A 24169-nucleotide genomic window follows, 5' to 3' on the forward strand; every position below is an offset into this window, starting at 1 on the left:
GCCACCACGCCCACGACGAGGCCCCCGACCGGTCGGTCGGGGGCCCTCGTCGTCCGAGTGACCGGGGGAGCCTGGTCGCAGGAGGCGAGGTCAGGCGACGGCCTCGCCGTCGGGGCCGTCCCCGTCGTCGTCGCGGGCGACCCGGGAGGTGGTCCGCGTCCAGCTCGACAGCCGCTCGCGGTTGGCGACGTAGCGCCGGCCGCCGGAGCCGAAGGACCACCACGGGCCCTGCAGCGCCTCGCAGGGCAGGCGGGTCAGCCGCTCCGAGCCGCGTCGGAACTCGACGCGTCCCGCGCTCGAGACCCGGCGCACGACGCGTCGCTCGACGGTCGTCGACGAGAGCATGTTGTGCACGCGCAGCGCGTGGGGGCCCAGCTCGACGCGGGCCCGCCAGGCCCGCACCGCGAGCAGGACCCCGAGCGCGAGGCAGACGGCGTACGCGGCCACCTCGGGCACGGCCGGCACGTAGCGGACGAGGAGCCGGGCGACGAAGTAGGCGATGACCGGGCAGGCGAGCGCGGTGACGGCGCGGTGGGCCGTCGGGGCGCGCAGGGTGCTGCCCCCGGTGTCCTCGTGCCTCGGACCCATGCCGCCGATGATAGGCCGCCGACCCGCAGCGTCCTCGGGTCGGACGCGCGCGGGCCCCGTGGATCCCTCCGGACCGGAGGGATCCACGGGGCCGGGAGCGCCGGGCGTCACCGCGTGAGGGCCGCCACCGCCGCGACGACGTCGACGAGGCCGTGGCCCTTGTCGAAGGACGTCGTGCCGTTCGTGCCGGGCTCGTACGCGGCGCCGTCGGTGTACTTGTAGGCCGACGACTCGAGGGCTGCCTCGATCTGCGCCGGCGTGGCCGCCGGGTCGGCCTGGAACAGCTGCGCGACGATGCCGGAGATGTGCGGCGTGGCCATCGACGTGCCGCTGATCGTGTTGTAGTCGCCGCCGTCGCGGGGGTCGCCGCCGGTGGTGCAGATCGGCAGGTAGATGCGGCACGAGGACGTGATGCCCTCGCCGGGCGCCGAGATGTCGGGGTAGCTCGACAGCTGGCCGCGCTTGCCGCGCGAGCTGAAGTCGCTCACGGTGCCGTTGCGGGTGCCGGTGTCCTGGTCGTTGTAGGAGGCGACGGACAGGATGCCGGGGGTGGGGTCCTGGCCGGGCGGGTTGGACAGGTTGGCCGACCCGTCGCCGCCGTCGTTGCCGTTGGCCCAGACGCTGACGACGCCCTCCTGGACGAGGGCGCGCTGGAGCTTGACCGTGGCCGAGTTCGGGTCGAACTCGCCGCCGCCGGACGGGCCGTAGGAGTTGCTCGTCACCTTGATCGGCGGGCACGTGCTCGCGGGGACGCCGGCACCGCACGGGGCGCCGTGGTTCTCGAGGACCCAGTTGAGGGCCGAGTCGGCGCCGACGATGAACAGGACGGCGCCGGTGCTGAGGCTCACGAGGCTCGCGCCCGGGGCCGCGCCGTGCATCTTCGTGCCGTCGGACAGGGTGACGTCGCGACCGGCGACGATGCCGTTGACGTGCATGCCGTGGCCGCCGACCGAGAGCAGGTCGGTGTTCAGGCTGCCGGCGTCGACGGGCTGGCAGGGGAGCACCTCGAGGGGGTCGCAGACCATCTTGAGGTTCTTGACGACGGCCGAGCTGCCGTCGGCGTTGCGCAGGAACGGGTGGCTCGGGTCGACGCCGGAGTCGATGACGGCGACGCTGACGCCGGAGCCGTCGAGGGGCTTGCCGTTGGCGCCGGTCAGGGTGGCGCGCGCCTCCGAGCCGCGCGTCGCGGTGTTCGACGTGGACAGGAAGAGCGTGATCGGCTCGTTGCCCTCGACGTAGGTGACGCCGGGGACGGCGCGCACGGCGGCGATCTGCGTGGGCAGGCCGGCTGCGACGACGACACCGATCTTGTCGAAGCTCTCGCGCACGACGAGGCCCGACGCGGTGGCCGCACGGCGTGCGGCGGTGACGTCGGTGCCGTGGACGAGGACGGTGGTCGGCTTCAGCGCGGACAGCGCCGACCACTGGCGCGCGAGCCACGGTGACAGCGGTGCGAGGCCGTTCGAGCTGCCCGGGCTGCTCGCACGTGTGACGCCGCCGAGCGCCGAGGACAGGCCGTCGGACGGTGCGGCCGCGCCCGCGGAGACGGCTCCGGTCAGGCCCGACGCGGCGAGCGCGACGGTGCCGACGCCCACGGCGACGGCGGTGCGGAGGCGGGTTCTGGTCGTGCCGGACATGGTTCCCTCTCTGCCGGTGGCTGCCGCCGACGCTGGCGACAGGGTGACCCGACAACGAGGTGCGCCCGGCGCAGGTTACGGCCGGTAGCCACGGGGTGGACGCTCCGGACGGCCCGGCGCCCGGGCCGGGCGGCCGCTCGCCACGGCCTAGAATCGTGCGGTGACCGCGTACCTCGACCATGCCGCGACGACGCCGATGCTGCCGGCGGCGCTCGACGCGATGACCCGTCAGCTCGCGGTCGTCGGCAACCCGTCCTCGCTGCACCGCACCGGCCGCGAGGCCCGCCGGGCCGTGGAGGAGTCGCGCGAGAAGATCGCCCGCGCGCTCGGGGCCCGACCCTCCGAGGTCGTCTTCACCTCCGGCGGGACCGAGTCGGACAACCTCGCCGTCAAGGGCACGTTCTGGGCACGCCGCGACGCCGACCCGGCCCGCGTCCGGCTCCTCGTCGGGGCCACCGAGCACCACGCCGTCCTCGACTGCGTCGACTTCCTCGTCGCCCACGAGGGCGCGAAGGTGACGTGGCTCGAGTGCACGCCCGAGGGCTTCGTCGAGCCGGCCACGGTGCGCCGCGCCATCGAGGAGGACCCCGGCTCGGTCGCCCTCGTGTCGGTGATGTGGGCCAACAACGAGGTCGGTACTGTCCAGGACGTCCGCGCGCTGGCCGCCGTGGCCCACGAGTTCGACGTCCCGTTCCACACCGACGCCGTGCAGGCCGCCGGGCACGTGCCCGTCGACTTCGCCACGAGCGGCGCCGACCTCATGTCGGTGACGGCGCACAAGCTCGGCGGGCCCATCGGCGTCGGGGCGCTCGTCGTGCGCCGCGACGCCACGCTGGTCCCGCTGACCCACGGTGGCGGCCAGGAGCGGCAGGTGCGCTCGGGCACGCTCGACGCACCGGCGATCGTCGGCTTCGCGACGGCCCTGACCGCGTCGGTCGAGTCGATGGACGCCGAGGCCGCGCGGCTCGTCGCCCTGCGCGACGCCATCGTCGAGCGGGCCGTCGAGCTGGCCCCCGACGTCCGACCGACCGGCTTCTGGGAGCCCGGCGACGCGACGCGTCGCCTGCCGGGCAACGCCCACCTGCTGGTGCCCGGCTGTGACGGCGACTCCCTCCTCTACCTGCTCGACGCCGCCGGCGTCGCCTGCTCGACCGGGTCGGCGTGCCAGGCCGGCGTGCCCCAGCCGAGCCACGTGCTGCTCGCCATGGGCATCAGCGAGTCCGACGCGCGCGGCGCGCTGCGCCTGACGCTCGGGCACACCTCGACGGAGGCCGACGTCGAGGCGTTCCTCGCAGCGCTGCCCGCGGCGCTCGAGCGGGCGCGGAGGGCGCGCGAGGTCTCCTCGTGAGGGTCGTCGCGGCGATGAGCGGCGGCGTCGACTCTGCGGTCGCCGCCGCCCGCATGCTCGACGCCGGCCACGAGGTCGTCGGCGTGCACCTCGCGCTGAGCCAGAGCGCGGCGACGCTGCGCGAGTCGGCGCGCGGCTGCTGCACCATCGAGGACGCCGGTGACGCCCGCCGGGTGGCCGACGTGCTCGGCATCCCGTTCTACGTCTGGGACATGGCCGAGCGCTTCCGCCGCGACGTCGTCGACGACTTCCGCGCCGAGTACGCCGCAGGCCGCACCCCGAACCCGTGCCTGCGCTGCAACGAGCGGATCAAGTTCGCCGCCCTGCTCGACAAGGCGCTCGCGCTCGGGTTCGACGCCGTCGCCACGGGGCACTACGCCCGCGTCGTCGAGGTGCCCGACGCGTCGGGCGGCCTGCGCCGCGAGCTGCACCGGGCCGTCGACGCCGCCAAGGACCAGAGCTACGTCCTCGGTGTCCTCGACGCCGACCAGCTCGCGCGCTCGTTCTTCCCGCTCGGCGACACGACGAAGCCGGCCATCCGGCGCGAGGCGGCCGAGCGCGGCTTCTACGTCGCCAACAAGCCCGACAGCCACGACATCTGCTTCATTGCCGACGGCGACACCCGGGGCTGGCTGACCCGCGAGCTCGGCGCGGCCCCCGGCGAGATCGTCGACGCCGACGGCGCCGTCGTCGGGGAGCACGAGGGCGCCTTCGCGTACACCGTCGGGCAGCGCCGGGGCCTCGCGCTGGGACGCCCGGCCGCCGACGGGCAGCCGCGCTACGTCGTGGAGGTGCGCCCCGGGACCAACCAGGTCGTCGTCGGCACGGCCGACCTGCTCGGGGTCAACGCGATGACCGGGCAGCACGCACGCTGGTGCGGCCCGGCGCCCGAGGGCGTCGTCCGCGTCGGGGCCCAGGTGCGGGCGCACGGCGAGGAGCACCCCGCCACGGCGTGGGCCGAGGGCGACCGCGTCGAGGTGCGCCTCGACGACCGGATCCGCGGCGTCGCGCCGGGGCAGTCGGTCGTGCTCTACGACGGCACGCGCGTCGTCGGGTCGGCGACGATCGCCGCCTCGCGCCTCGAGCGCGACCCCGTGGCATGACGGGCATGACGGGCCCGACGGCGTGACGATGCCGCTCGCGACCCGCGCAGCGTCGCAGGTCGGCACCGGCGCCCTCGTCGAGGCGTGGAACCGCGCCTACGCGGACTACCTCGTCGACGTCAGCCGCGACGCCCGGGGGCTGGCCGACCACGTCACCGCGGGCTCCATCGACCTCGGGCGCTCCCTCGTGGTCCTCGACCGGGGCGTGCCCGTCGGCCTCGCCCTGCTCGGGGTGCGTGCCACGGACGCCGGCCGGGCAGCGGGGGAGCGGGGCTGGGTGGGCGGCTTCGGCCTCGCGCCCTCGCACCGGGGCCGCGGGCTCGCGGCGCCCCTCGCCGACGCGCTGCTCGACCTCGCGCGCGGCAGCGGCGTCGGGCACGTGCGGCTCGAGGTGCTGACCCCGAACGTCGCCGCACGGCGCACCTACGAACGCGTCGGCTTCCGCGTCGACCAGCGGCTGCTCGTGCTCGGGGGCCGGCTCGCCGCGCCGGGGGACCGGCCTGCTCGCTCCACCCGGTCGGCCCGGGTCGTGCCGTTCGACGCTGCAAGGTGGGCTGCAGGGCTGGCGGCGCTCGAGCGCCTCAGCGGTGGCCCGTCGCAGCCGTGGGGCCGCGAGGCCGCCCACGTGACGCCCCGACCCGGCGACGTGATCGCGCTCGTCGGTCCCGACGCCGCGCCGACGGCCGCCCTCCTCGTGCGCCCCCGCCCGTCCGCGTCGGCCGCGTCGGCTGCGGCCCCGGTCGACCTCTCCGTCCTGACGGGAGCGGCCCTCGACGAGGACGCGGCCGGCGCCGCCGTGTCGGCCCTGGCGGCGTGCTACCCGGGGCGCGCGTGCCGGGTCGTCAACGAGCCCGCCACGTCACCGCTCGCGGCCGCGTTCGGCCGGGCCGGCCTCGCGGAGGTCCTCGACCAGCACGAGATGTCGGTGCTGCTCCGGCCCTAGCCGGCCGACCGGCTCCACGTCAGCACGCGGGCCGTCGGCTCGAAGCCGAGCCCGCGGTAGATGCGCTGGGGCCCCGGGTAGGCGTCGTCGCCGCGCGGGGTCACCTGCGCCACGCGGCCACCGGCGTCGCGCAGCGCGTGCAGGGCGGCGAGCGTCACCGCGCCGGCGAGACCGCGCCCGCGGTGGGCGGGCAGGCAGCCGACCGGTTCAACGAGGCCGGCACCGGTCGCGGGGTCGAGCCAGACGAGCGCCGAGGCGACCATCGCGCCCGACGCGTCGAGGGCCACCACGTCCAGGTCGCCGCGGTAGGGCCAGGCCGCCATGAGCTGGCCGTAGGAGGACGCGTCGACCTGTGAGGGCCCGAGGTCGGACCACGCCCCCACGTGCACGGCCGCCCGCTCCACCACCTCGTCGGACTGCACCGCCCGGAACGTGTACCCGGGCACGGCGGGCACCGGCCGCAGCGCCTCGAGGTCGAGGACGTGGTGGGTGAAGAACGGCTCCTGCTCCTGCGGGAGGAAGCCCGCGTCGGCGAGAGCGGCCTCCACGGCGGCGTCGCCCTCGACCGCCATGACCGACTGCTCCTCGGCGTCGCTCCACTCCTCGAACCACTCGAGCACCAGGGCGGCGACCTCGGGGTGGTCGGGGTCGACCTGCAGCTCGAGCCAGTCGGGCGCCTCGGCCCAGCCGAACCCGACCGCGTGACCGTCCTGCGCCCACACCGACACGGCCTCGGTCGCCTCGAGCGCGAACGGGTCGACCGGCCGGTAGTAGCGGCTCCACGCCAGCTGGCCGGGGTGGAAGCGGCTCGTCGGCGTCCACGTGCGCGAGCAGAGGTCCTGCATGGCCCGCAGGTCGCCGGGGCCGGAGAAGTCACGTCGCGTCACCCGCGCCACGCTAGCGCGTGGCCTCCGGGCGGCGTGATGAGGACTGCGCCCGCCACCCGTTCGGGGCGGCCTGACGCGTCCGCCTAGGCTGGCGCGGTGACCCTCGCTTCCGGCATCGGCTCCTGGCCCGGCACCTCGGTGCGCGACGCGCTCGCCCAGGTCGGCGAGCTGCTCGAGGGCCAGCTGCCCTACCTGCCCGAGCTGCCCGCCCGCGGCCCCGGCGCCGACATGGTCGGGCGCACCGCCGGGATGCTCGTCGAGCTGCCCGTCGACCTCCAGCCCGTCGGGTGGCGCCTCGTCGACCGTCCGGGGCGCGACGCCGGCCGGACCGCCGCGTTCCTGCGCGAGGACCTCGACGAGCTCGCCGAGGCCTTCGACGGCCACACCGGTCCGCTCAAGGTGCAGCTCGTCGGCCCGTGGACCCTCGCCGCCTCGCTGTGGCTGCCGCGGGGGGAGCGGGCCGTCGTCGACGAAGGGGCCTGCAGGGACCTCGTCGAGTCGCTCGCCGAGGGGGTGCGCCAGCACGTCGGTGCGGTCCGCCGGCTCGTTCCCGGCGCCGAGATCGTCGTCCAGGTCGACGAGCCGTCGCTGCCGACGGTGCTCGCGGGCCGCCTGCCGACCGCGTCGGGCTTCGGGCGCCTTCCCTCGCTCGACCCGCAGGTCGCCGAGGGCGGGCTGCGCACCGTCCTCGCCGCCGCGGCCGAGGTCGCGGACGGCCGTACCGTCGTGCACTGCTGCGCCGTCGACCCGCCCCTGCCGCTGCTGCGGGCGGCCGGCGCGGCAGCGCTCTCGCTCGACACAAGCCTGCTGCGCCCGCGCGGCTGGGAGGGCGTCGCGGTCGCCGTCGAGGAGGGTGTGACGCTGCACGCCGGGTCCGTGCCCACCGACGGGTCACGGCTGCGCGCCTCGGCCGTCGCCGACCACGTCGAGACGGCGTGGCGCCGCGTCGGGCTGCCGGTCGCCGACCTCGCCGGCGTCGTCGTCACCCCGGCCTGCGGTCTCGCCGCCGCCGGGCCCGACCTCGCCCGACGCGTCCAGCGCACCGCCGTGGACGCTGCCCGCGAGCTGGCCGAGCGCGCCGAGGGCTGAAGGGCCACGACGAAGGCCGGCCACCCCGTCGGGGTGACCGGCCTCCTGTCGTGCTCGTGTCAGCTGAGGTGGCTCAGAGGGCAGAGCCCTTGAGCCACGTGCTCCAGCCGAGGTTCCAGTCGGCGTAGCCGTTGCCCATCGTCATGCCCCGGTTGGTGCCCGTGGTCTCGACGACGTCGCCGATCATCGTGTGGTCGTACATCCACTTGCCGTTGGCATCGCTCATGCCGGTGCAGCCGTGGCTGACATTGCGCTGGCCCTGGTCGGCGACCGACCACGGGGCGGAGTGGAGGAACTCGCCGGAGTTCGTGACGCGCATCGCGTACTTGACCGGGGTGTCGGCGTAGTAGTTCGGGTCGTCCTTCTTCAGCCCGATGGTCTCGGCCTTCATGGTGATGTTCGTCTGCTTGTCCATGATGACCTTGACGCCCGAACGCGTCGTGAAGCCGGGGCGGCCGCCGGTGATCGGGATCCGCTTGGTCCACGTGCCGTTGATGAAGACGTCCATCTGGTCGGTCTTGAGGTTGACCTTGGCCACGAGGGCGCGGCCGATGGTGAAGTCGGACGTGCGCGACATCTGGCCGAAGCGGCCGTTGCCCGCCGGGACGCCGTTGAGGTTGGCCTCGACGTGCACCTTGGTGCCGGCCTTCCAGTACGTCTTCGGACGCCAGTGGACCTCGGTCGAGCTGAGCCAGTACCACGAGCCGGACTGCGCCGGCTGCGTCGTGACCAACATGTGCTTCTCGAAGCTCGCCCGGTCCTTGACCGGCAGGTCGAAGCGGACGACGACCGGCATGCCGATGCCGACCGTGCCGCCGTCACGCGGGGAGACCGCGACGTAGATCTGGTCGTCGAGCGTGAGGTTGGCCGTGCGGAAGGTGCGCGTGGACTCGGTCGTCTTGCCGTCGGCGTCCTTGCCCTCGAGCGTCAGCGTGTACTTGACGCCGGGCTCGAGCAGGTCGCCGGCCGTCCACGTGCCGCCCTGGAGGCTCCCGTCGACGGGGACGCGGTTGCCCTTCTTGCTCTTGTAGGACAGCGACGCCTTGGTCAGCGTGCCCTTCTGGGCCGAGGCCGTGACGCGGGTGTCGACGGCCACGTCGGTGGCCTCGTCATCGGGCGTCGTCGTGAACGAGACCGGCTCGGTGGTCGGGCTCGGGGCGGCGCTGCTGGTCTGGCCCGGGGCCGAGGTGCCGGTGGCTCCCGGGTTCGTGGTGTCCGCGGTGCCGGCCGAGCTGCAGGCGGTCACGCCGAGCATGGCCAGAGCGGCCAGGCCCGAGACGACGACGGAACGGATGTTCGACTTCACGCGTGCTGTACCCCTCGAGACGGTGCCGGAGTCCCCGGGGCGGAACGGGGACGGCACGTCGGTAGTGACCCGTCATCAGTGTCGCCGAAACCGGGCAATACTCCAAAACGTACGGCGAGTCCAGCCGCCCCGCGTGTCGCGATGCTGCGACACCCGGGTCAGTACCCGCAGGTAGCCCTCAGCCGGTCCCTGCGGGGACGTCCGGACACGGTAGCGGAGTGGCCGGCGCCCCGCCTCCGGAGAGCGTCGCGGGGCGGGGTGCCGGGCCGGTGCTCAGGCGTCGGTCCGGGGCCGGACCTCGCGGCGCAGGATCTTGCCCGTGGGCCCCTTGGGCAGCTCGGGCAGCAGCCAGAGCCGGCGCGGGTACTTGTACGCGGCGAGGCGCTCCTTGACGTAGCCCTGGACGTCCTCGAGCGTGGCCGTGGCCCCCGGCCGGAGCACGACGGCCGCGCCGACCTCCTCACCCATGAGGTCGTCGGGGACGCCCACGACGGCCGCCTCGAGGACGTCCGGGTGCGTGTAGAGCACCTCCTCGACCTCGCGCGGGTACACGTTGAGGCCGCCGCGGATGATCATGTCCTTCTTGCGGTCGACGATGGTGAAGTAGCCCTCGTCGTCGACGGTGGCGAGGTCGCCCGAGCGGAACCAGCCGTCCGGGATGGCCTCCTTCGTGGCCTCCGGTCGGTTCCAGTAGCCCTTCATGATGTTCTCGCCGCGGATCGCGATCTCGCCGATCTCGCCGGCCGGCGTGTCGTTGCCCTCGATGTCGACGAGCTTCATCTCGCAGCCCGGGATCGCGCGGCCGATGGTGCCGGGCTTCGTCGGCTTGTCGGGCATGTTGAAGGAGGCCACCGGGGAGGTCTCGGACAGGCCGTAGCCCTCGAGGATCTGGCAGTGGAACTTCTCCTCGAACGCCGTCATGACGGCCTCCGGCATGGCCGAGCCGCCGGACGCGCACGTGCGCAGGCTGCTCGTGTCGGCGCGGTCGGCCTCGGGGCTGTTGAGGATCGCGGCGTACATCGTCGGGACGCCCTGGAAGATCGTCACGTGGTCGCGGCCGAGCACCTCGATGGCCTTGGCCGGGTCGAAGCGGGGGATGAGGGTCAGCGTGCAGCCCTGCTGGACCGACGTGTTGAGCCCGCACGTGAGGCCGAAGACGTGGAAGAGGGGCAGGCAGCCCATGATGACGTCGTCCTCGGTGATCTGCATGATGTCGGCGGCGGATCGCTCGGCGTTGCGGTGCAGGTTGAAGTGGGTGAGCTCGGCTCCCTTGGGCTTGCCCGTCGTGCCGCTCGTGTAGAGGATCACGGCCGTGTCGTCGTCGGCCCGGTCGACGGCCTCGAGCACCGGCTCGGCGGCGGACTCGGACGCGTCGAACTGGCCGTCGGCCGGGCCCGTCGGCCCGCAGACGACCAGACGGGTGCCCGTCTCGGCGGCGGCCTTGCCGGCCTCGTCGGCGAAGTCGGGCCAGACGAAGCTGAACCGGGCGCCGCTGTCCTCGTAGAAGTACTGGATCTCGCCCGACTTCAACAGCGGGTTCATCGGCACGACGACGCCGCCGGCGAGGAGAGTGCCGTAGAAGGCGACGGGGTAGGCCGGCACGTTGGGCAGGATCAGCGAGACCCGGTCGCCGGGCTCGAGGCCGGCCGCGCGGAGCTGTCCGGCGACGGCCGCGGCCGCGCGGTGCAGGGCGCCCCACGTCACCTCGAGCTGGTCGAGCTTGATCCCGACCTTGTCGGGGACCCGCCCGGCGGTCGCGACGAGGTTGGCGGCGAGGTTGGTCATCGGTGCTCCTTTGCAGCGCTGGCGTCGCCGCCATTGTTACCCGGCGGTCCGTTCGTGAACAGGGGTTCGCGACCGTCTGTGGGCGGTCTCTCGTCAGCCCCTGCGGGGCGGTGTCCTGACGCGGGTGCCGAGCGGGTGCCGAGCGGGTGCCGAGCGGGTGTCGAGCGGGTGTCGAGCTGGCGACCCGCGGCGTGCCGTGGCCCCTGTGGTGTCCGACCCGGCTGGCAGGATGGGCGGGTGAGCGAGACCACCGGAAAGGCCGCCGGCGCGACGCCGGTCACCGACGACGTCCCCACCGCGGTCCACCAGGAGTGGGCCGAGCTCGCCGAGCAGGCCTCCGCGGCCCAGTTCGCCTACCACGTCAAGGACGCGCCGACGATCAGCGACGGCGAGTACGACGCGATCATCCGGCGGCTCAACGCGATCGAGGAGGCGCACCCCTCGCTGCGCACGCCCGAGAGCCCGACGCAGAACGTCGGCGGCGCCTCGTTCGCCACCGGGTTCGAGACCGTCGACCACGTCGAGCGGATGCTCAGCCTCGACAACGCGTTCTCCTTCGAGGAGCTGCAGACGTGGGTCGAGCGCGTCGAGCGCGAGGTCGGCAGCGGCGCCCACTTCCTCACCGAGCTGAAGATCGACGGCCTGGCCATCAACCTGCTCTACGAGAAGGGCCGGCTCGTCCGGGCCCTGACCCGCGGCGACGGCCGCACCGGCGAGGACGTCACGAACAACGTCCGCACCATCGAGGGCATCCCCGAACGCCTCGCCGGTGACGACGTGCCCGACCTCGTCGAGATCCGCGGTGAGGTGTTCTTCCCGACAGCCGCCTTCGCCGACCTCAACGCCGGCCTCGTCGAGGCGGGCAAGGCCCCGTTCGCCAACCCGCGCAACGCGGCCGCCGGGTCGCTGCGCCAGAAGGACCCCAAGGTCACGGCCACGCGCCCGCTGCGGATGCTCGTGCACGGCATCGGGGCGCGTCGGGGCTTCGACATCGAGCGGCAGAGCGAGGCCTACGACCGCCTCCGCGGCTGGGGCCTGCCGACCTCCGACGAGGTGCGGGTGCTCGACGACATCGCCGCCGTGCAGGAGTTCGTCACCTACCACGGCGAGCACCGGCACGACCGCTCCCACGAGATCGACGGCATCGTCGTCAAGGTCGACGAGGTCCCGCTGCAGCGCCAGCTCGGGGCCACGTCGCGGGCCCCGCGATGGGCCATCGCGTTCAAGTACCCGCCCGAGGAGGTCAACACCAGGCTGCTCGACATCCGCGTCAACGTCGGGCGCACGGGGCGGGTCACGCCCTACGGCGTCATGCAGCCCGTCGTCGTGGCGGGCTCGACCGTCGAGCAGGCGACGCTGCACAACGCCTACGAGGTCGAACGCAAGGGCGTCCTCATCGGCGACACCGTCGTGCTGCGCAAGGCCGGCGACGTCATCCCCGAGATCGTCGGCCCGGTCGTCGACCTGCGCGACGGCTCCGAGCGCGCCTTCGTCATGCCGACGCACTGCCCGTCGTGCGGCACGGCGCTCGCCCCGGAGAAGGAGGGCGACAAGGACATCCGCTGCCCCAACTCGCGCGCCTGCCCGAGCCAGCTGCGCGAGCGGGTCTTCGGCCTGGCCTCGCGCGGCGGGCTCGACATCGAGGCGCTCGGGTGGGAGGCCTCGATCGCCCTGACCGACCCGGAGTTCGACCGGCCCGAGGAGGCCGACGCCGACGGCGTGCCGCGCTCGGAGCCCGTGCTGCCGGGGGAGGCGGGCCTGTTCGACCTGCGGCCCGAGGACCTGAGCGAGGTCACGGTGTGGCGTCGCCGCAAGGTCAAGGGCGTGCCGGGGCCGTGGCAGCAGGAGCTGTACTTCTTCACCAAGCCGACGGCCAAGACGCCCTCGAAGCCGCGGGCCAACACCGAGGTCCTCTTCGCCGAGCTCGAGAAGGCCAAGACCCAGCCGCTCTGGCGGGTCCTCGTCGCGCTGTCGATCCGGCACGTCGGGCCCACGGCGGCGCGGGCGCTCGCCTCGCACCTCCGGTCGATGGACGCCATCCGCGCGGCCTCGCGCGAGGAGCTCGCCGAGGTCGAGGGCGTCGGCGGGGTCATCGCCGACGCCGTCATCGACTGGTTCGGCGTCGACTGGCACCGCGAGATCGTCGACCGCTGGGCCGAGGCCGGGGTGCGGATGGAGGACGAGGTCGACGCGTCGGTCGAGCGCACGCTCGAGGGCAAGACGGTCGTGGTCACGGGCTCGCTCGACGGCTTCTCGCGCGACGAGACGAAGGAGGCGATCATCAGCCGCGGCGGCAAGGCGTCGGGGTCCGTGTCGAAGAAGACCGACTACGTCGTCATCGGGGCCAACGCCGGGACCAAGGCCGCCAAGGCCGAGGAGCTCGGCCTGACGATCCTCGACGAGGACGGTTTCCGCCGGCTCCTCGAGACCGGCTCACCCGACTGACCGGACATCCACGGTGCCGACCCGCCAACCCTGGGGTCCGTGCTCGCTGGGCGCGCGCTCGCTCGGCGGCGTAGGGGCGCAATGATCCTGTCGTTCAGGCGAATTGGCCTGTGCGCAACGGTTGTCGCAGTCGTGCGCTTCGCGTAGAATCGAACACATGTTCGATGGTGCGCTTCGCTCGGCGGAGGAGCTCGGCTCCCTCGTCGACGCGTTGCGCGCCGTCGACGGGTCGGGCGACGACGCCGAACGGGTCGACCAGCTCGCGGCGCTCGAGCGGGTCAAGGCGGCGGTCGCGGCAGCGCAGGCGCGCGTGACGGTCGCCTTCGTCGAGTCACAGGCCGAGGTGGCGCAGCAGTGGCGCGAGCGGGCTCGGGAGTGCTCTGCGGCAGGGGATTTCGAGGGATGGCGCCGGGCGCGCCAGGAGGCCCGTCGGGCCTCGGCCACCGACGGTGCCGTCGACGGCGTCGGGGGAGTGGCGGGGTCGGGCGACCGGGTGCGGCGCGGCGTTCGTCGTGACGCGCTGCGCAGCGTGGCCGGCCAGGTCGCCCTCGCGCGCCGTGAGTCGCCCGCGCGCGGCAGCCACCACGTGCGGCTCGCACTCCGCCTGCTCCGCCAGATGCCGCAGACCTTCGCCGCGCTCGAGCGCGGCGACCTCAGCGAATGGCGGGCGGCGATCGTCGCCCGCGAGACCGAGGGCCTCGACGAGGACCAGCGACGTTCCGTCGACGCGGAGGTCGCAGGCCGCCTCGGTGACGAGATCGGCTCGCTCGGTGACCGCGAGCTCGCGCGCCGCGTCCGGGCTGCTGCGTACCGCGTCGAACCGGCGTCGATTCTCGCGAGGAGCGCTCGGGCGCAAGCCGATCGGCGGGTCACGATCCGCCCGGCTCCGAACACCATGGCCTACGTCACGGCGCTGCTGCCTGTTGCCCAGGCCGTCGCCACCCACGCCGCACTCACGGCGGCCGCCGACTCGGCGCGCGCGGTCGGTGACGAGCGAACCAAGGGGCAGGTCATGGCCGACGAGCTCGTGGTCCGGGCCACCGGGCAGAAGCGCGCCGAGGACGTTGCCGTCGAGGTACAGCTCGTCATGACCGACCGCGCCCTGTTCTGGGGCGACGACGTGCCGGCGCAGCTTCCCGGGTACGGCGCGGTCCCGGCGGCATGGGCGCGCCGTCTGCTCGGCGGCGAGGCCGGCCCAGCAGGCTCCGTCTCCCGTTCCGACGAAGCGCGCGCCCGCGCCTGGCTCCGCCGCCTCTACGCCGACCCCACGGCTGCCGAGCTCGTGGCCATGGACTCGTCGCGTCGCACCTTCGACGGTGGTCTGCGGCGCTTCGTCGTCGCTCGCGACGGCGGGGTCTGTCGCACCCCGTGGTGCGACGCCCCGATCCGTCACCTCGACCACGTCGAGGACCACGCCTCGGGCGGCCGGACGAGCGCCGGCAACGGCCAGGGTCTGTGTGTGCGCTGCAACCACACGAAGCAGCTGCCGGGTTGGCGCGCCGTCGAACACCAAGGGCCGGGCGAGCGCGCCGGGCCCCACCGGGTCGTCACCACGACGCCGACCGGGCACGCCTACGCGTCGCTCGCGCCCCCGCTCGTCCCGGGCCACGTGCTCGACCTGTCCAGCCCCCTGGAGCGATCCCTCAAGGTGCTCCTGATCGACGCCGCCTGACCTGGGTCCCACGCACCTGCAAGGCTGGGCGGCATGGAGTTCTTCTGCTACCACCGCGACCGCCCGGGGTCCATGGCGCTGCGCGAGGCCATGGTGGAGCAGCACTGGGCCTACATGGACGGCTTCGCCGACACGATGATCGCGAGGGGGCCCACCTTCGCCGCGGACGGCACTCTGACCGGCAGCGTCCACGTGCTCGACCTTCCGGACGCCGCGGCCGCACGGGCCTTCGCGTTCGAGGAGCCCGGCTACCAGGCCGGGGCCTACCGCGACGTCCTGCTGCGCCGGTGGCGCAACGTGCTGGGCCGCACGATGTGGGTGTTCCCCGGTGCCCGGCCCGAGCGCCCGCGCTTCCTCGTCCTCGGCTTCACGGAGCCGGCCGCGGTCGGGCCGCCGCTGCCGCAGGGCGAGGACGTCATCGCGTGCGGGCCCCTGCTGTCCGACGACGGGTCGGTCACCGTCGGCGCGGCAGTGCTGTTCGAGGCGGCGGACGCCGCCGCCGCCCGGGTGGCCCTGTCCGCAGACGAGTTCGTGGGCGTGGAGGTGCACGAGTGGCGGTTCGGGGGACGGTCCGGCTGAGCGACTGTCCGTGTCGGACCGGCGGAATGGGGCGCCTGGACCGCGTCGCCCCAGGAGGTCGGTCCTCATGTGTGCCCCACCCACAGAACCGCCCCAGGTGTGTGGGTGCCCACCGTCCTTTCGATCCCACGTCCTCCTAGGCTTTCCCGCAGCCTCCCCGGTCCACGACGGACCGACCCGCGGGAGGACCACCGTCGGCCGACCGGTCGGCACCAGCAGAGCGCGACGCACGAGGAGGTGCAGGTCTTGACGGGTACCCCGTTGCTCGAGACCAGGGCCCTGACCAAGGAGTTCCGCGGGTTCACGGCGGTCTCGAGCGTCGACCTGTCGGTCGCGCAGGGCACGGTCCACGCGCTCGTCGGCCCCAACGGGGCCGGCAAGACGACCCTCTTCAACCTGCTCACCGGGTTCCTCACCCCGACGTCGGGCACCGTCGTCTTCGACGGCCAGGACGTCACCGGAAAGGCCCCGGAGCAGATCGCCCCGCTCGGCATCGCCCGGTCCTTCCAGATCACGAGCCTCTTCGAGCAGATGACGCTGCGCGAGCACCTCGAGCTCGCCCTCGCCAGCCCGACGGGGATGGGCCGGCAGTGGTGGCGGTCGGTCAAGCGGATGGCCACCTTCGGCGACCGCGCCATGGACCTGCTCGAGCAGGTCGGGCTCGCCGACCGCGCGGGCGCCCCCGCCTCCTCGCTCGCGTACGGCCAGAAGCGCGCCCTCGAGCTCGCCATCGCCATGGCCCTCGACCCCAAGCTGTTGCTGCTCGACGAGCCCACCGCCGGCATGGGGATCGAGGACGTCGACCGCACCATCGCGCTCGTCAAGACCCTCGCCGTCGGGCGCACGGTCGTCTTCGTCGACCACAACATGCACGTCGTCGGGTCCCTCGCCGACCGCGTCACGGTGCTCCAGGCGGGCCAGGTGCTCGCCGAGGGCCCCTACGACGAGGTGCGCGCCGACGAGCGCGTCATCTCGGCCTACCTCGGAGCGTCCCATGAGTGAGCCCGTCGCGACCGACGCCCCCGCGTCCGTCGCCACCACCGACCGCACCGCTTCCGGCGACACCGCCGGGCACGTGCTCGACGTCGCCGGCATGTCCGCCTGGTACGGCGAGGCCCGCGTCCTGCGCGAGGTCTCGGTCGGCGTCGGTGCCGGTGAGGTCGTCACCCTCGTCGGGCGCAACGGCGCCGGCAAGACGACCCTGCTGCGCTCGGTCATGGGGCTGCACCGGCACGTCGAGGGCACCGTCACCTTCGACGGGGCCGACGTGACCAGGCGCTCCGCGGACGCGCGGGCGAAGGCCGGCCTCGGCTGGGTGCCCGACGACCGCGGCATCTACGCGAGCCTCACCGTCGCCGAGAACCTCCTCCTGCCGCCGGTGGTCCACCCCGACGCGTGGCCGCTCGAGAAGGTCTACGAGTTCTTCCCCGTCCTGCACGAACGGCGCGACTTCCCGGGCACCCGGCTCTCGGGCGGCGAGCAGCAGATGCTCGCCATGGCGCGCGTGCTGCGGATGGGGTCGCGCCTGCTGCTGCTCGACGAGCCGAGCGAGGGCCTGGCCCCCGTCATCGTCCAGCGCATCGGCGAGATCATCCGCGAGATCAAGGGTCAGGGCGTGGGCGTGCTGCTCGTCGAGCAGAACGTCAAGTTCGCCTCGACGGTCGCCGACCGGCACTACCTGCTCGCCCAGGGGCAGGTCGTCGAGCACCTCGACAACGACGAGTTCCGTGCCCGCGAGAGCGAGCTGCTCACCCACCTCGGGATGTGACCCAGCGGTCCGCGCCCGCCGGGCCCGGACGCGACCCGCACCACCCGCGTCACCCGCCTCACCCCCGGTTCCACCGACGCACCAGCGCACCACCACGCACCCGCACCACACGTCCGGCACCACACATCCGACACGACACTCCGACGTCACCCCAGGAGGGGACATGCGTAGCAGGAAGATCCACGCATCGCTGGCCGTGGCCGCCACGGCCTCGCTCGCGCTCGCCGCGTGCGGGCAGGGCGGCCCCCAGTCGGGCGGCTCGAGCAAGCTGACCGACGACAAGGTCGTCATCGGCCTGCTCAACGACCAGTCCGGCGTCTACAAGGACCTCTCCGGCCCGAACTCGAAGGTCGCCATCCAGCTGGCCATCGACGACTACAAGGCCAAGTACGGCGACAAGGCAGTGGCCAAGGACATCGAGATCGTCACGGCCGACCACCAGAACAAGGCCGACGTCGCCAACTCCAAGGCCCAGGAGATGTACGACCGCCAGAAGGCCGACATCATCCTCGACGTGCCCAACTCCGCGGCCGGTCTCGCCGTGGCCACGCAGGCCAAGAACAAGAAGAAGCTCTACATCAACATCGGCGCGGGCACGACGGCCCTGACCGGCGCCCAGTGCAACAAGTACACGTTCCACTGGGCCTACAACACCGCGGCGCTCGCGCGCGGCACGGCCGGCACCATCACCAAGGCCGGCGGCACGTCGTGGAACATCGTGTACCCCGACTACGCCTTCGGCCAGGACATGAACAAGTCCTTCACCAAGGAGATCCAGGCCGCCGGCGGATCGGTCGGCCAGTCGATCGCCTCGCCGTTCCCGAGCGACAACTTCGCCACGTTCATCACCAAGGCCGGCGAAGGCAACCCGAAGGTCATCGGCTCGATGCACGCGGGCGGCGACCTCATCAACTTCGTCAAGCAGTTCAACCAGAGCCCGCTCAAGGGCAAGGTGCAGCTGGCCGTCGGCCTCATGTTCATCACCGACATCCACTCGCTCGGCGTCGACCAGTTCGCGGGCACGCAGTTCACCGACGCCTGGTACTGGAACTTCGACGACCAGAACAAGAAGTGGGCCGACCGCTTCAAGGAGAAGACGAACACGCGTCCGTCGTTCGCCCACGCCGCGAACTACTCGGCCGCGATGAACTACCTCGAGGCGGTCCAGGAGGCCGGCACCGACGACGCCGACGCCGTCGTCGCCAAGCTCGAGGGCAAGAAGATCAACGACGTGTTCCTCCGCAACGGCGAGGTGCGCAAGGCCGACCACGCCGTCATCCACGACATGTACCTGGCGAAGGTCAAGAGCTCGGCGCCGGAGGAGTGGGACTACGAGGACATCGTCAAGACGATCCCCGCGGCCGAGGCCTACGGCCCCGCCAACCCTGACTGCAAGATGGGCTGACCGGGTCCTCGTGCCGTCCGGCGTCCGCTCGCGCACGCCGGACGGCCACCCGGTCCGCCACGCCACACCCACCGTCCACCGAACGTCCCGGACCACACGGGTCCGCACGGCGAACGCGAACGAGTCTGTGACATGAGCGAATTCATCCAGTACACCCTGCAGGGCCTCGCCGCCGGCGGCTTCTACGCACTGTCGGCCCTCGGCCTCGCGGTGATCTTCGGCGTCCTCGGCGTCGTCAACTTCTCGCACGGCGCCTGCTACATGCTCGGGGCCGTCATCTCCGCGGTGCTCCTCGCCGAGCTGCACGTCGGGTTCTGGGTGGCGCTCGTCGTCGTCCCGGTCCTGATGTTCCTCTTCGGCGTCCTCATGGAGCGGCTCCTCGTGCGCTGGCTCCTCGCCCTCGACCCGCTCTACAACTTCCTGCTCACCTTCGGCCTGACGCTGATCCTCGTCGAGGCCGTCAAGCAGCGGTACGGCGTCTCGGGCCTGCCCTACGAGATCCCCTCGGGGCTCGGCGGCCAGGTGACGATCGGCAGCGTCAACCTGTCGGTCTACGCGATCTTCGCCTGCGTCTTCAGCGTCGTCGTGTGCGTGGCCGTCGGCCTGCTGCTGACGCGCACCCGCATCGGCATGATCGTGCGCGCGGCCACGGAGGACGCCGAGCGGACGCGTGCCCTCGGCATCAACGTCGGGCGCTTCGTCACGCCGGTGTTCGGGTTCGGCATCGCCCTCGCCGGGCTCGCCGGCGTCCTCGCCGCCCCGACGCGCGCCATCACCGCCGAGATGGGCAGCAACTTCATCATCATCCTGTTCGCCGTGGTCGTCATCGGCGGCCTCGGCTCGATCCTCGGCGCCGTCGTCGGGGGGTTCCTCGTCGGGCTCGTCGAGGCGTACGGCGTCGCCTACGCCCCCGCGTTCGCCCAGATCGTCATCTTCGTCCTCATGGCGGTCGTCGTCCTCGTCCGGCCCTCGGGGCTCTTCGGACGGGAGGAGGTCGCATGAGCACCCAGCTGACCGGGAAGGTCGACGTCGACCTCGCCCAGCCCTCGATCCTGTCGCGCCGCAGCCCGGTCCGGTACCTGCTGCTCCTCGTTGGGCTCGCGGTCCTCGTCCTGCTGCCGTACTGGATCTACCCGCCCGTCGCGATGGACATCCTCTGCTGGGGCCTCTTCGCGATCAGCGTCGACCTGCTCCTCGGCTTCACCGGCCTGCTCAGCTTCGGGCACGCGGCGTTCTGGGGCGGCTCGGCCTACTGCACCGGCCTCATCGCGATCCACTGGGGCGTGCCCTTCCCGGTGGCCGTCCTCGGGGGCGCGGTGTTCTCGATGCTCGTCGCGTGGCCGATCGGCTGGCTGTCGGTGCGCCGCACCGGCATCTACTTCGCCATGGTCACGCTCGCCTTTGCCCAGATGCTCTACTTCATCGCCAACCAGGCCCGCTCGCTGACGGGCGGCGAGAACGGCCTGCAGGGCATCCCGCAGAGCTTCTTCGGCATCGAGGCCGTCGAGACCGACTCGTTCTACTTCTACTACGCGGGCGCGGCGGTCATCGTCGTCGGGCTCATCCTCGCCTGGCGCGTGGTGAACTCCCCGTTCGGACGCGTTCTGACGGCCGTGCGCGACAACCCGGCCCGCGCGCGGGCCCTCGGCTACGACGTCGAGGTCTACAAGGTCAAGGCGTTCGTCATCTCGGCCGGGCTTGCGGGCCTCGCCGGCGGCGTCTTCGCGATCAGCCACCAGTTCGCCTCGCTCCAGGAGCTGATGTGGACGACGTCGGGCAAGGTCGTGCTCATCACGGTCCTCGGCGGCATCGGCACCCTCTGGGGCGGCCTCGTCGGTGCCGCGATCGTCGTCGTCCTCGAGGACTACCTCGCGAGCGCGGGCTTCGAGGGGATCGGCCTCATCACCGGCACGATCTTCGTCGTCATCGTCCTGCTCTTCCGCCACGGCGTGTGGGGCACGGCGCGCAACCTCGTGCGCACCTACGTCATCGACCGGCGGCGCGCCCGGCGCGACTGAGCGCCCGCCGCCCGGCACGACGCCCCCGACCCGGTCCAGGGTCGGGGGCGTCGTGGCCGTTCGGGGCGGCTGGCGTGCTCGGGCGGGGAGCGACCTACTTCACGCCGAGGGTGAGCAGCCGGCGCACGACGCGGCCGACGACGAGCCAGGCCACCGCGCCGAGGCCCCAGTTGACGACGGCGTTCTTGACGGCCGCCCCCTCACCGGTGAACTGCTTGACGCCGGTGTCGCGGCCGAAGACGCCGAGGTCGAGCACGTCGGCGGCCTTGAGGACCCACTCGACGAGGGCGTTGCGGGTGTTGGCGTCGGCGACGACGAGGACCACGCCGAGCAGCAGGACGCCGGCCGCGACGAGGGCCGCGGTCCACACGAGCGAGGCGAGGCCCGACCGGGCGTGGTCGAAGCCGCGTCGACCGGCGCCGGCGGCGGTGCGCAGCGCCGTGCCGACGCCGCCTGTGCCAGTCGCCTCGCCCTGCTCCTTCCGGAGCCGACGCACGTGGGCGCGGGTGCGCGTGGGACGGGGAGGGGCGGTGCTCGCCCCGGTCGCCGCAGGGCCGGACGCGTCGGGGGTCGCGGGGGTGCGCGCGTCGGGGGCCGTGGGGCCGGACGCGTCGGGCGTCGTCGTCGCGGACGCGTCGGGCGTGGTGGGGGTGGACGCCTCCGGCGTCGGGGTCTCGGACGCGTGGGGCGCGTCGGGGGTGGACGTGCTGGTCGGACTCGTCATCGGGTCTCCTCGGGTACCGGTCTGCCTGCTGACAACGAGGCACCCCGCCCCGAGGACACGGTCGCGGCGGCACCGGCCGGCACGAAGCGCTCCTGCGGCCCCGCGGGCGCCCGGGACGCGTGCCCGGGGCACCGCGGCCGACCCATAGACTGACCCGCATGTCCTCCCTGTCCCGCGACGACGTAACCCACCTCGCCGGCCTGGCCCGGATCGAGCTGTCCGAGGCCGAGCTCGACCGCATGGTCGGCGAGCTCTCGGTGATCCTCGAGTCCGTGGCCAAGGTGCAGCAGGCGCCGACCGACGGCGTCGCCCCGATGTCGCACCCGATGCCGCTGACGAACGTCACGCGTCCCGACGTCGTGCGCCCGAGCCTCACGCCGCAGGAGGCCCTCTCCGGCGCGCCCCGCTCCGAGCACCAGCGCTTCTCGGTGCCGCGCATCCTCGACGAGGACTGACCAGCCCCGACGCCCGAGGCCCGGCCCGCGCCCTGCGCGCCGCCGCGCCCCGCGTCCCCGACCACTCCACCCGCAGCGACGACGAAGGCACTGACGTGACCGACCTGCCATCCGACCTGACCCGCGCCACCGCGTCCGCGCTGGCCGAGGCCCTCGCGGCCTCGACGATCTCCTCCGAGGAGGTCACGCGCGCCCACCTCGACCGCATCGCGGCCGTCGACGGGCAGGTGCACTCCTACCTGCACGTCGACACCGAGGGTGCCCTCGAGCAGGCCCGCGCGATCGACGCCCGGCGCGCCGCGGGGGAGACCCTCGGCGCCCTCGCCGGCGTGCCCATCGCCGTCAAGGACGTCATGACGACCAAGGGCCTGCCGACGACGTGCGGCAGCAAGATGCTCGAGGGCTGGATCCCGCCCTACGACGCCACCGTCGTGGCGAAGCTGCGCGCGGCCGGCCTGCCGATCCTCGGCAAGACGAACATGGACGAGTTCGCGATGGGCTCCTCGACCGAGCACTCGGCCTACGGCCCCTCGCGCAACCCGTGGGACCTCGACCGCATCCCCGGCGGCTCCGGCGGCGGCTCGAGCTCGGTCATCGCCTCCTTCCAGGCGCCGCTCGCCACCGGCACCGACACTGGTGGCTCGATCCGCCAGCCGGCGGCCGTCACCGGCACGGTCGGCACCAAGCCGACCTACGGCGGCGTGTCGCGCTACGGCCTCGTGGCCCTGGCCAGCTCGCTCGACCAGGCCGGCCCGTGCGCCCGCACCGTCCTCGACACCGCGCTGCTGCACGCCGTCATGGGCGGGCACGACCCGATGGACTCCACGTCGATCGACGCCCCGGTGCCGCCCGTCGTCGAGGCCGCGCGCCGCGCCGATGTCAGCGGCATGCGCATCGGCGTCGTCAAGGAGCTCGGCGGCGAGGGCTACCAGCCCGGCGTCCGCGCGCGCTTCGACGAGTCGGTCCGCCTCCTCGAGGAGCTCGGTGCCGAGGTCGTCGAGGTCAGCTGCCCGAACTTCGAGTACGCGCTCGCCGCGTACTACCTCATCCTGCCGAGCGAGGCGTCGAGCAACCTCGCCAAGTTCGACGCCATGCGCTACGGCCTGCGCGTCGGCCCGGACGGCGTGCCCGACCCGAGCGCCGAGCAGGTCATGGCCGCGACGCGCGACGCCGGGTTCGGCCCGGAGGTCAAGCGCCGCATCATCCTCGGCACGTACGCCCTCAGCTCGGGCTACTACGACGCGTACTACGGCTCGGCGCAGAAGGTCCGCGCCCTCATCGCGCAGGACTTCAACCGCGCCTTCGAGTCCGTCGACGTGCTCGTCAGCCCGACCGCGCCCACCACGGCCTTCCGCCTCGGCGACAAGCTCGAGGACCCGATGGCCATGTACCTCAACGACATCGCCACGATCCCGGCCAACCTCGCCGGCGTGCCCGGGATGTCGCTGCCCTCCGGCGTCGCCGACGAGGACGGCCTGCCGACCGGCATCCAGGTGCTCGCGCCCGCCACCAAGGACGAGCGCCTCTACATGGTCGGTGCGGCCCTCGAGGCGGCCCTGGTCTCGCGCTGGGGCGGCCCGATCCTCGACCGCGCGCCCGAGCTGGGTGCCTCCGCCGTGAAGGGAGCCTGACGATGACGACCACCACCGACGCCGTCCTCGACTACGACGAGGCCCTCGAGCGCTTCGACCCGGTCATGGGCCTCGAGGTGCACGTCGAGCTGCACACGGCCACGAAGATGTTCTGCGGCTGCCCGACCGAGTTCGGCGCCGAGCCCAACTCGCAGGTCTGCCCGGTGTGCCTCGGCCTGCCCGGCGCCCTGCCGGTCGTCAACGAGAAGGCCGTCGAGTCGGCCATCCGCATCGGCCTGGCCCTCAACTGCGACATCGCGGCCTGGTGCCGGTTCGCCCGGAAGAACTACTTCTACCCGGACATGCCGAAGAACTTCCAGACCTCGCAGTACGACGAGCCGATCGCCTACAACGGCCACCTCGACGTCGAGCTCGAGGACGGCACGGTCTACCGCGTCGAGATCGAGCGCGCCCACATGGAGGAGGACACCGGCAAGTCGCTGCACGTCGGCGGCTCCACCGGCCGCATCCACGGCGCGACGCACAGCCTCGTCGACTACAACCGCGCCGGCATCCCGCTCATCGAGATCGTCACCAAGCCGATGACCGGTGCGGGGGAGCGGGCGCCCGAGGTGGCGCGCGCCTACGTGTCGGCGCTGCGCGACCTGCTGCGCGCCCTCGACGTCAGCGACGTCAAGATGGAGCAGGGCTCGATGCGCTGCGACGCCAACGTCTCGCTGCGCCCCAAGGCCGGCGAACCCACGTCGGCCGAGCAGGCGGCCGTGCCGCTCGGCACCCGCACCGAGACGAAGAACGTCAACTCGCTGCGCTCGGTCGAGCGGGCCG

21 protein-coding genes are annotated in these 24169 nt (G+C 73.1%); 15 read left to right on the forward strand and 6 right to left on the reverse strand.

Going from position 1 to position 24169, the window contains the following annotated elements:
- Positions 1-90: 90 nt before the first annotated feature.
- Complete coding sequence (locus BIV28_RS00815) at positions 91-588, reverse strand: hypothetical protein (protein WP_076258455.1); 498 nt, start codon at positions 586-588, stop codon at positions 91-93.
- A 107-nt stretch (positions 589-695) separates the two neighbouring features.
- The gene (locus BIV28_RS00820; RefSeq protein ID WP_076258456.1) at positions 696-2225 is read right to left on the reverse strand and encodes a S8 family peptidase; all 1530 of its coding nucleotides are present in this window, start codon (positions 2223-2225) and stop codon (positions 696-698) included.
- Positions 2226-2385: 160 nt separating this feature from the next.
- Here BIV28_RS00820 and BIV28_RS00825 point away from each other — a divergent pair, with 160 nt between their 5' ends.
- Genes BIV28_RS00825 through BIV28_RS00835 form a run of 3 tightly spaced genes read left to right on the forward strand, consistent with a single transcriptional unit; the run spans position 2386 to position 5619 of the window.
- Positions 2386-3573 (forward strand): cysteine desulfurase family protein, encoded by a 1188-nt coding sequence (locus BIV28_RS00825; protein ID WP_076258457.1) that lies wholly within the window; start codon positions 2386-2388, stop codon positions 3571-3573.
- On the forward strand, positions 3570-4676 hold the full coding sequence (gene mnmA / locus BIV28_RS00830; protein WP_076258458.1) for a tRNA 2-thiouridine(34) synthase MnmA: 1107 nt from the start codon (positions 3570-3572) through the stop codon (positions 4674-4676). Before BIV28_RS00825 ends, mnmA begins: the two co-directional genes overlap by 4 nt.
- 28 nt (positions 4677-4704) lie before the next feature.
- Positions 4705-5619: a GNAT family N-acetyltransferase gene (locus BIV28_RS00835; protein WP_207555679.1), complete on the forward strand. Its 915-nt coding sequence runs from the start codon at positions 4705-4707 to the stop codon at positions 5617-5619.
- Here BIV28_RS00835 and BIV28_RS00840 read toward each other — a convergent pair.
- Positions 5616-6506, reverse strand: coding sequence for a GNAT family N-acetyltransferase (locus tag BIV28_RS00840; protein ID WP_242652707.1), 891 nt, complete (start codon positions 6504-6506; stop codon positions 5616-5618). The genes BIV28_RS00835 and BIV28_RS00840 overlap by 4 nt on opposite strands.
- Positions 6507-6602: 96 nt before the next feature.
- On the opposite strand from BIV28_RS00840, the gene BIV28_RS00845 reads away from it, so the two are divergent.
- Positions 6603-7595: a uroporphyrinogen decarboxylase/cobalamine-independent methonine synthase family protein gene (locus BIV28_RS00845; RefSeq protein WP_076258461.1), complete on the forward strand. Its 993-nt coding sequence runs from the start codon at positions 6603-6605 to the stop codon at positions 7593-7595.
- A 73-nt stretch (positions 7596-7668) separates the two neighbouring features.
- Here the strand turns inward: BIV28_RS00845 and BIV28_RS00850 are convergent, their stop codons facing one another.
- Both BIV28_RS00850 and BIV28_RS00855 read right to left on the reverse strand, forming a co-directional pair.
- Positions 7669-8901 (reverse strand): L,D-transpeptidase, encoded by a 1233-nt coding sequence (locus tag BIV28_RS00850; RefSeq protein ID WP_242652708.1) that lies wholly within the window; start codon positions 8899-8901, stop codon positions 7669-7671.
- A gap of 273 nt (positions 8902-9174) precedes the next feature.
- Positions 9175-10686, reverse strand: a complete 1512-nt coding sequence (locus BIV28_RS00855) for a long-chain-fatty-acid--CoA ligase (protein ID WP_076258463.1) — start codon at positions 10684-10686, stop codon at positions 9175-9177.
- 237 nt (positions 10687-10923) lie between these two features.
- Between BIV28_RS00855 and ligA the strand changes: the two genes are divergently transcribed.
- The 8 genes from ligA to BIV28_RS00895 all read left to right on the forward strand — a co-directional run bounded on the left by ligA (position 10924) and on the right by BIV28_RS00895 (position 20573).
- A complete protein-coding gene (gene ligA / locus BIV28_RS00860; protein WP_076258464.1) occupies positions 10924-13131 on the forward strand; it encodes an NAD-dependent DNA ligase LigA in 2208 nt (735 codons plus the stop codon).
- A gap of 157 nt (positions 13132-13288) precedes the next feature.
- Complete coding sequence (locus BIV28_RS00865) at positions 13289-14803, forward strand: HNH endonuclease (protein WP_076258466.1); 1515 nt, start codon at positions 13289-13291, stop codon at positions 14801-14803.
- Between the two features lie 33 nt (positions 14804-14836).
- Complete coding sequence (locus tag BIV28_RS00870; RefSeq protein ID WP_076258468.1) at positions 14837-15382, forward strand: YciI family protein; 546 nt, start codon at positions 14837-14839, stop codon at positions 15380-15382.
- A gap of 261 nt (positions 15383-15643) precedes the next feature.
- Complete coding sequence (locus BIV28_RS00875) at positions 15644-16384, forward strand: ABC transporter ATP-binding protein (protein ID WP_083706922.1); 741 nt, start codon at positions 15644-15646, stop codon at positions 16382-16384.
- Entirely contained in the window at positions 16377-17150 is a 774-nt protein-coding gene (locus tag BIV28_RS00880) for an ABC transporter ATP-binding protein (RefSeq protein WP_207555680.1), read from the forward strand. The genes BIV28_RS00875 and BIV28_RS00880 overlap by 8 nt, the downstream gene beginning before the upstream one ends.
- Positions 17151-17313: 163 nt before the next feature.
- Entirely contained in the window at positions 17314-18555 is a 1242-nt protein-coding gene (locus BIV28_RS00885) for an ABC transporter substrate-binding protein (protein ID WP_076258469.1), read from the forward strand.
- Positions 18556-18687: 132 nt separating this feature from the next.
- Positions 18688-19557 (forward strand): branched-chain amino acid ABC transporter permease, encoded by an 870-nt coding sequence (locus BIV28_RS00890; RefSeq protein WP_076258471.1) that lies wholly within the window; start codon positions 18688-18690, stop codon positions 19555-19557.
- A complete protein-coding gene (locus tag BIV28_RS00895) occupies positions 19554-20573 on the forward strand; it encodes a branched-chain amino acid ABC transporter permease (RefSeq protein ID WP_076258473.1) in 1020 nt (339 codons plus the stop codon). The genes BIV28_RS00890 and BIV28_RS00895 overlap by 4 nt, the downstream gene beginning before the upstream one ends.
- Before the next feature lie 94 nt (positions 20574-20667).
- Here the strand turns inward: BIV28_RS00895 and BIV28_RS19825 are convergent, their stop codons facing one another.
- Entirely contained in the window at positions 20668-21297 is a 630-nt protein-coding gene (locus BIV28_RS19825) for a hypothetical protein (protein ID WP_207555681.1), read from the reverse strand.
- Positions 21298-21455: 158 nt separating this feature from the next.
- Here BIV28_RS19825 and gatC point away from each other — a divergent pair, with 158 nt between their 5' ends.
- The 3 genes from gatC to gatB form a co-directional block, all read left to right on the forward strand.
- Positions 21456-21752 carry an Asp-tRNA(Asn)/Glu-tRNA(Gln) amidotransferase subunit GatC gene (gene gatC, locus BIV28_RS00905; RefSeq protein WP_076258475.1) on the forward strand — a complete coding sequence of 99 codons (297 nt, stop codon included), beginning with the start codon at positions 21456-21458 and terminating at the stop codon, positions 21750-21752.
- Between the two features lie 104 nt (positions 21753-21856).
- Positions 21857-23383, forward strand: coding sequence for an Asp-tRNA(Asn)/Glu-tRNA(Gln) amidotransferase subunit GatA (gene gatA, locus BIV28_RS00910; RefSeq protein WP_076258512.1), 1527 nt, complete (start codon positions 21857-21859; stop codon positions 23381-23383).
- A gap of 2 nt (positions 23384-23385) precedes the next feature.
- Positions 23386-24169: Asp-tRNA(Asn)/Glu-tRNA(Gln) amidotransferase subunit GatB (gene gatB / locus BIV28_RS00915; RefSeq protein WP_076258477.1), on the forward strand; the 784-nt coding region annotated here is incomplete at its 3' end.

This window comes from Intrasporangium flavum (assembly GCF_001956915.1).
Classification (GTDB): Bacteria; Actinomycetota; Actinomycetes; order Actinomycetales; family Dermatophilaceae; genus Monashia; species Monashia flava.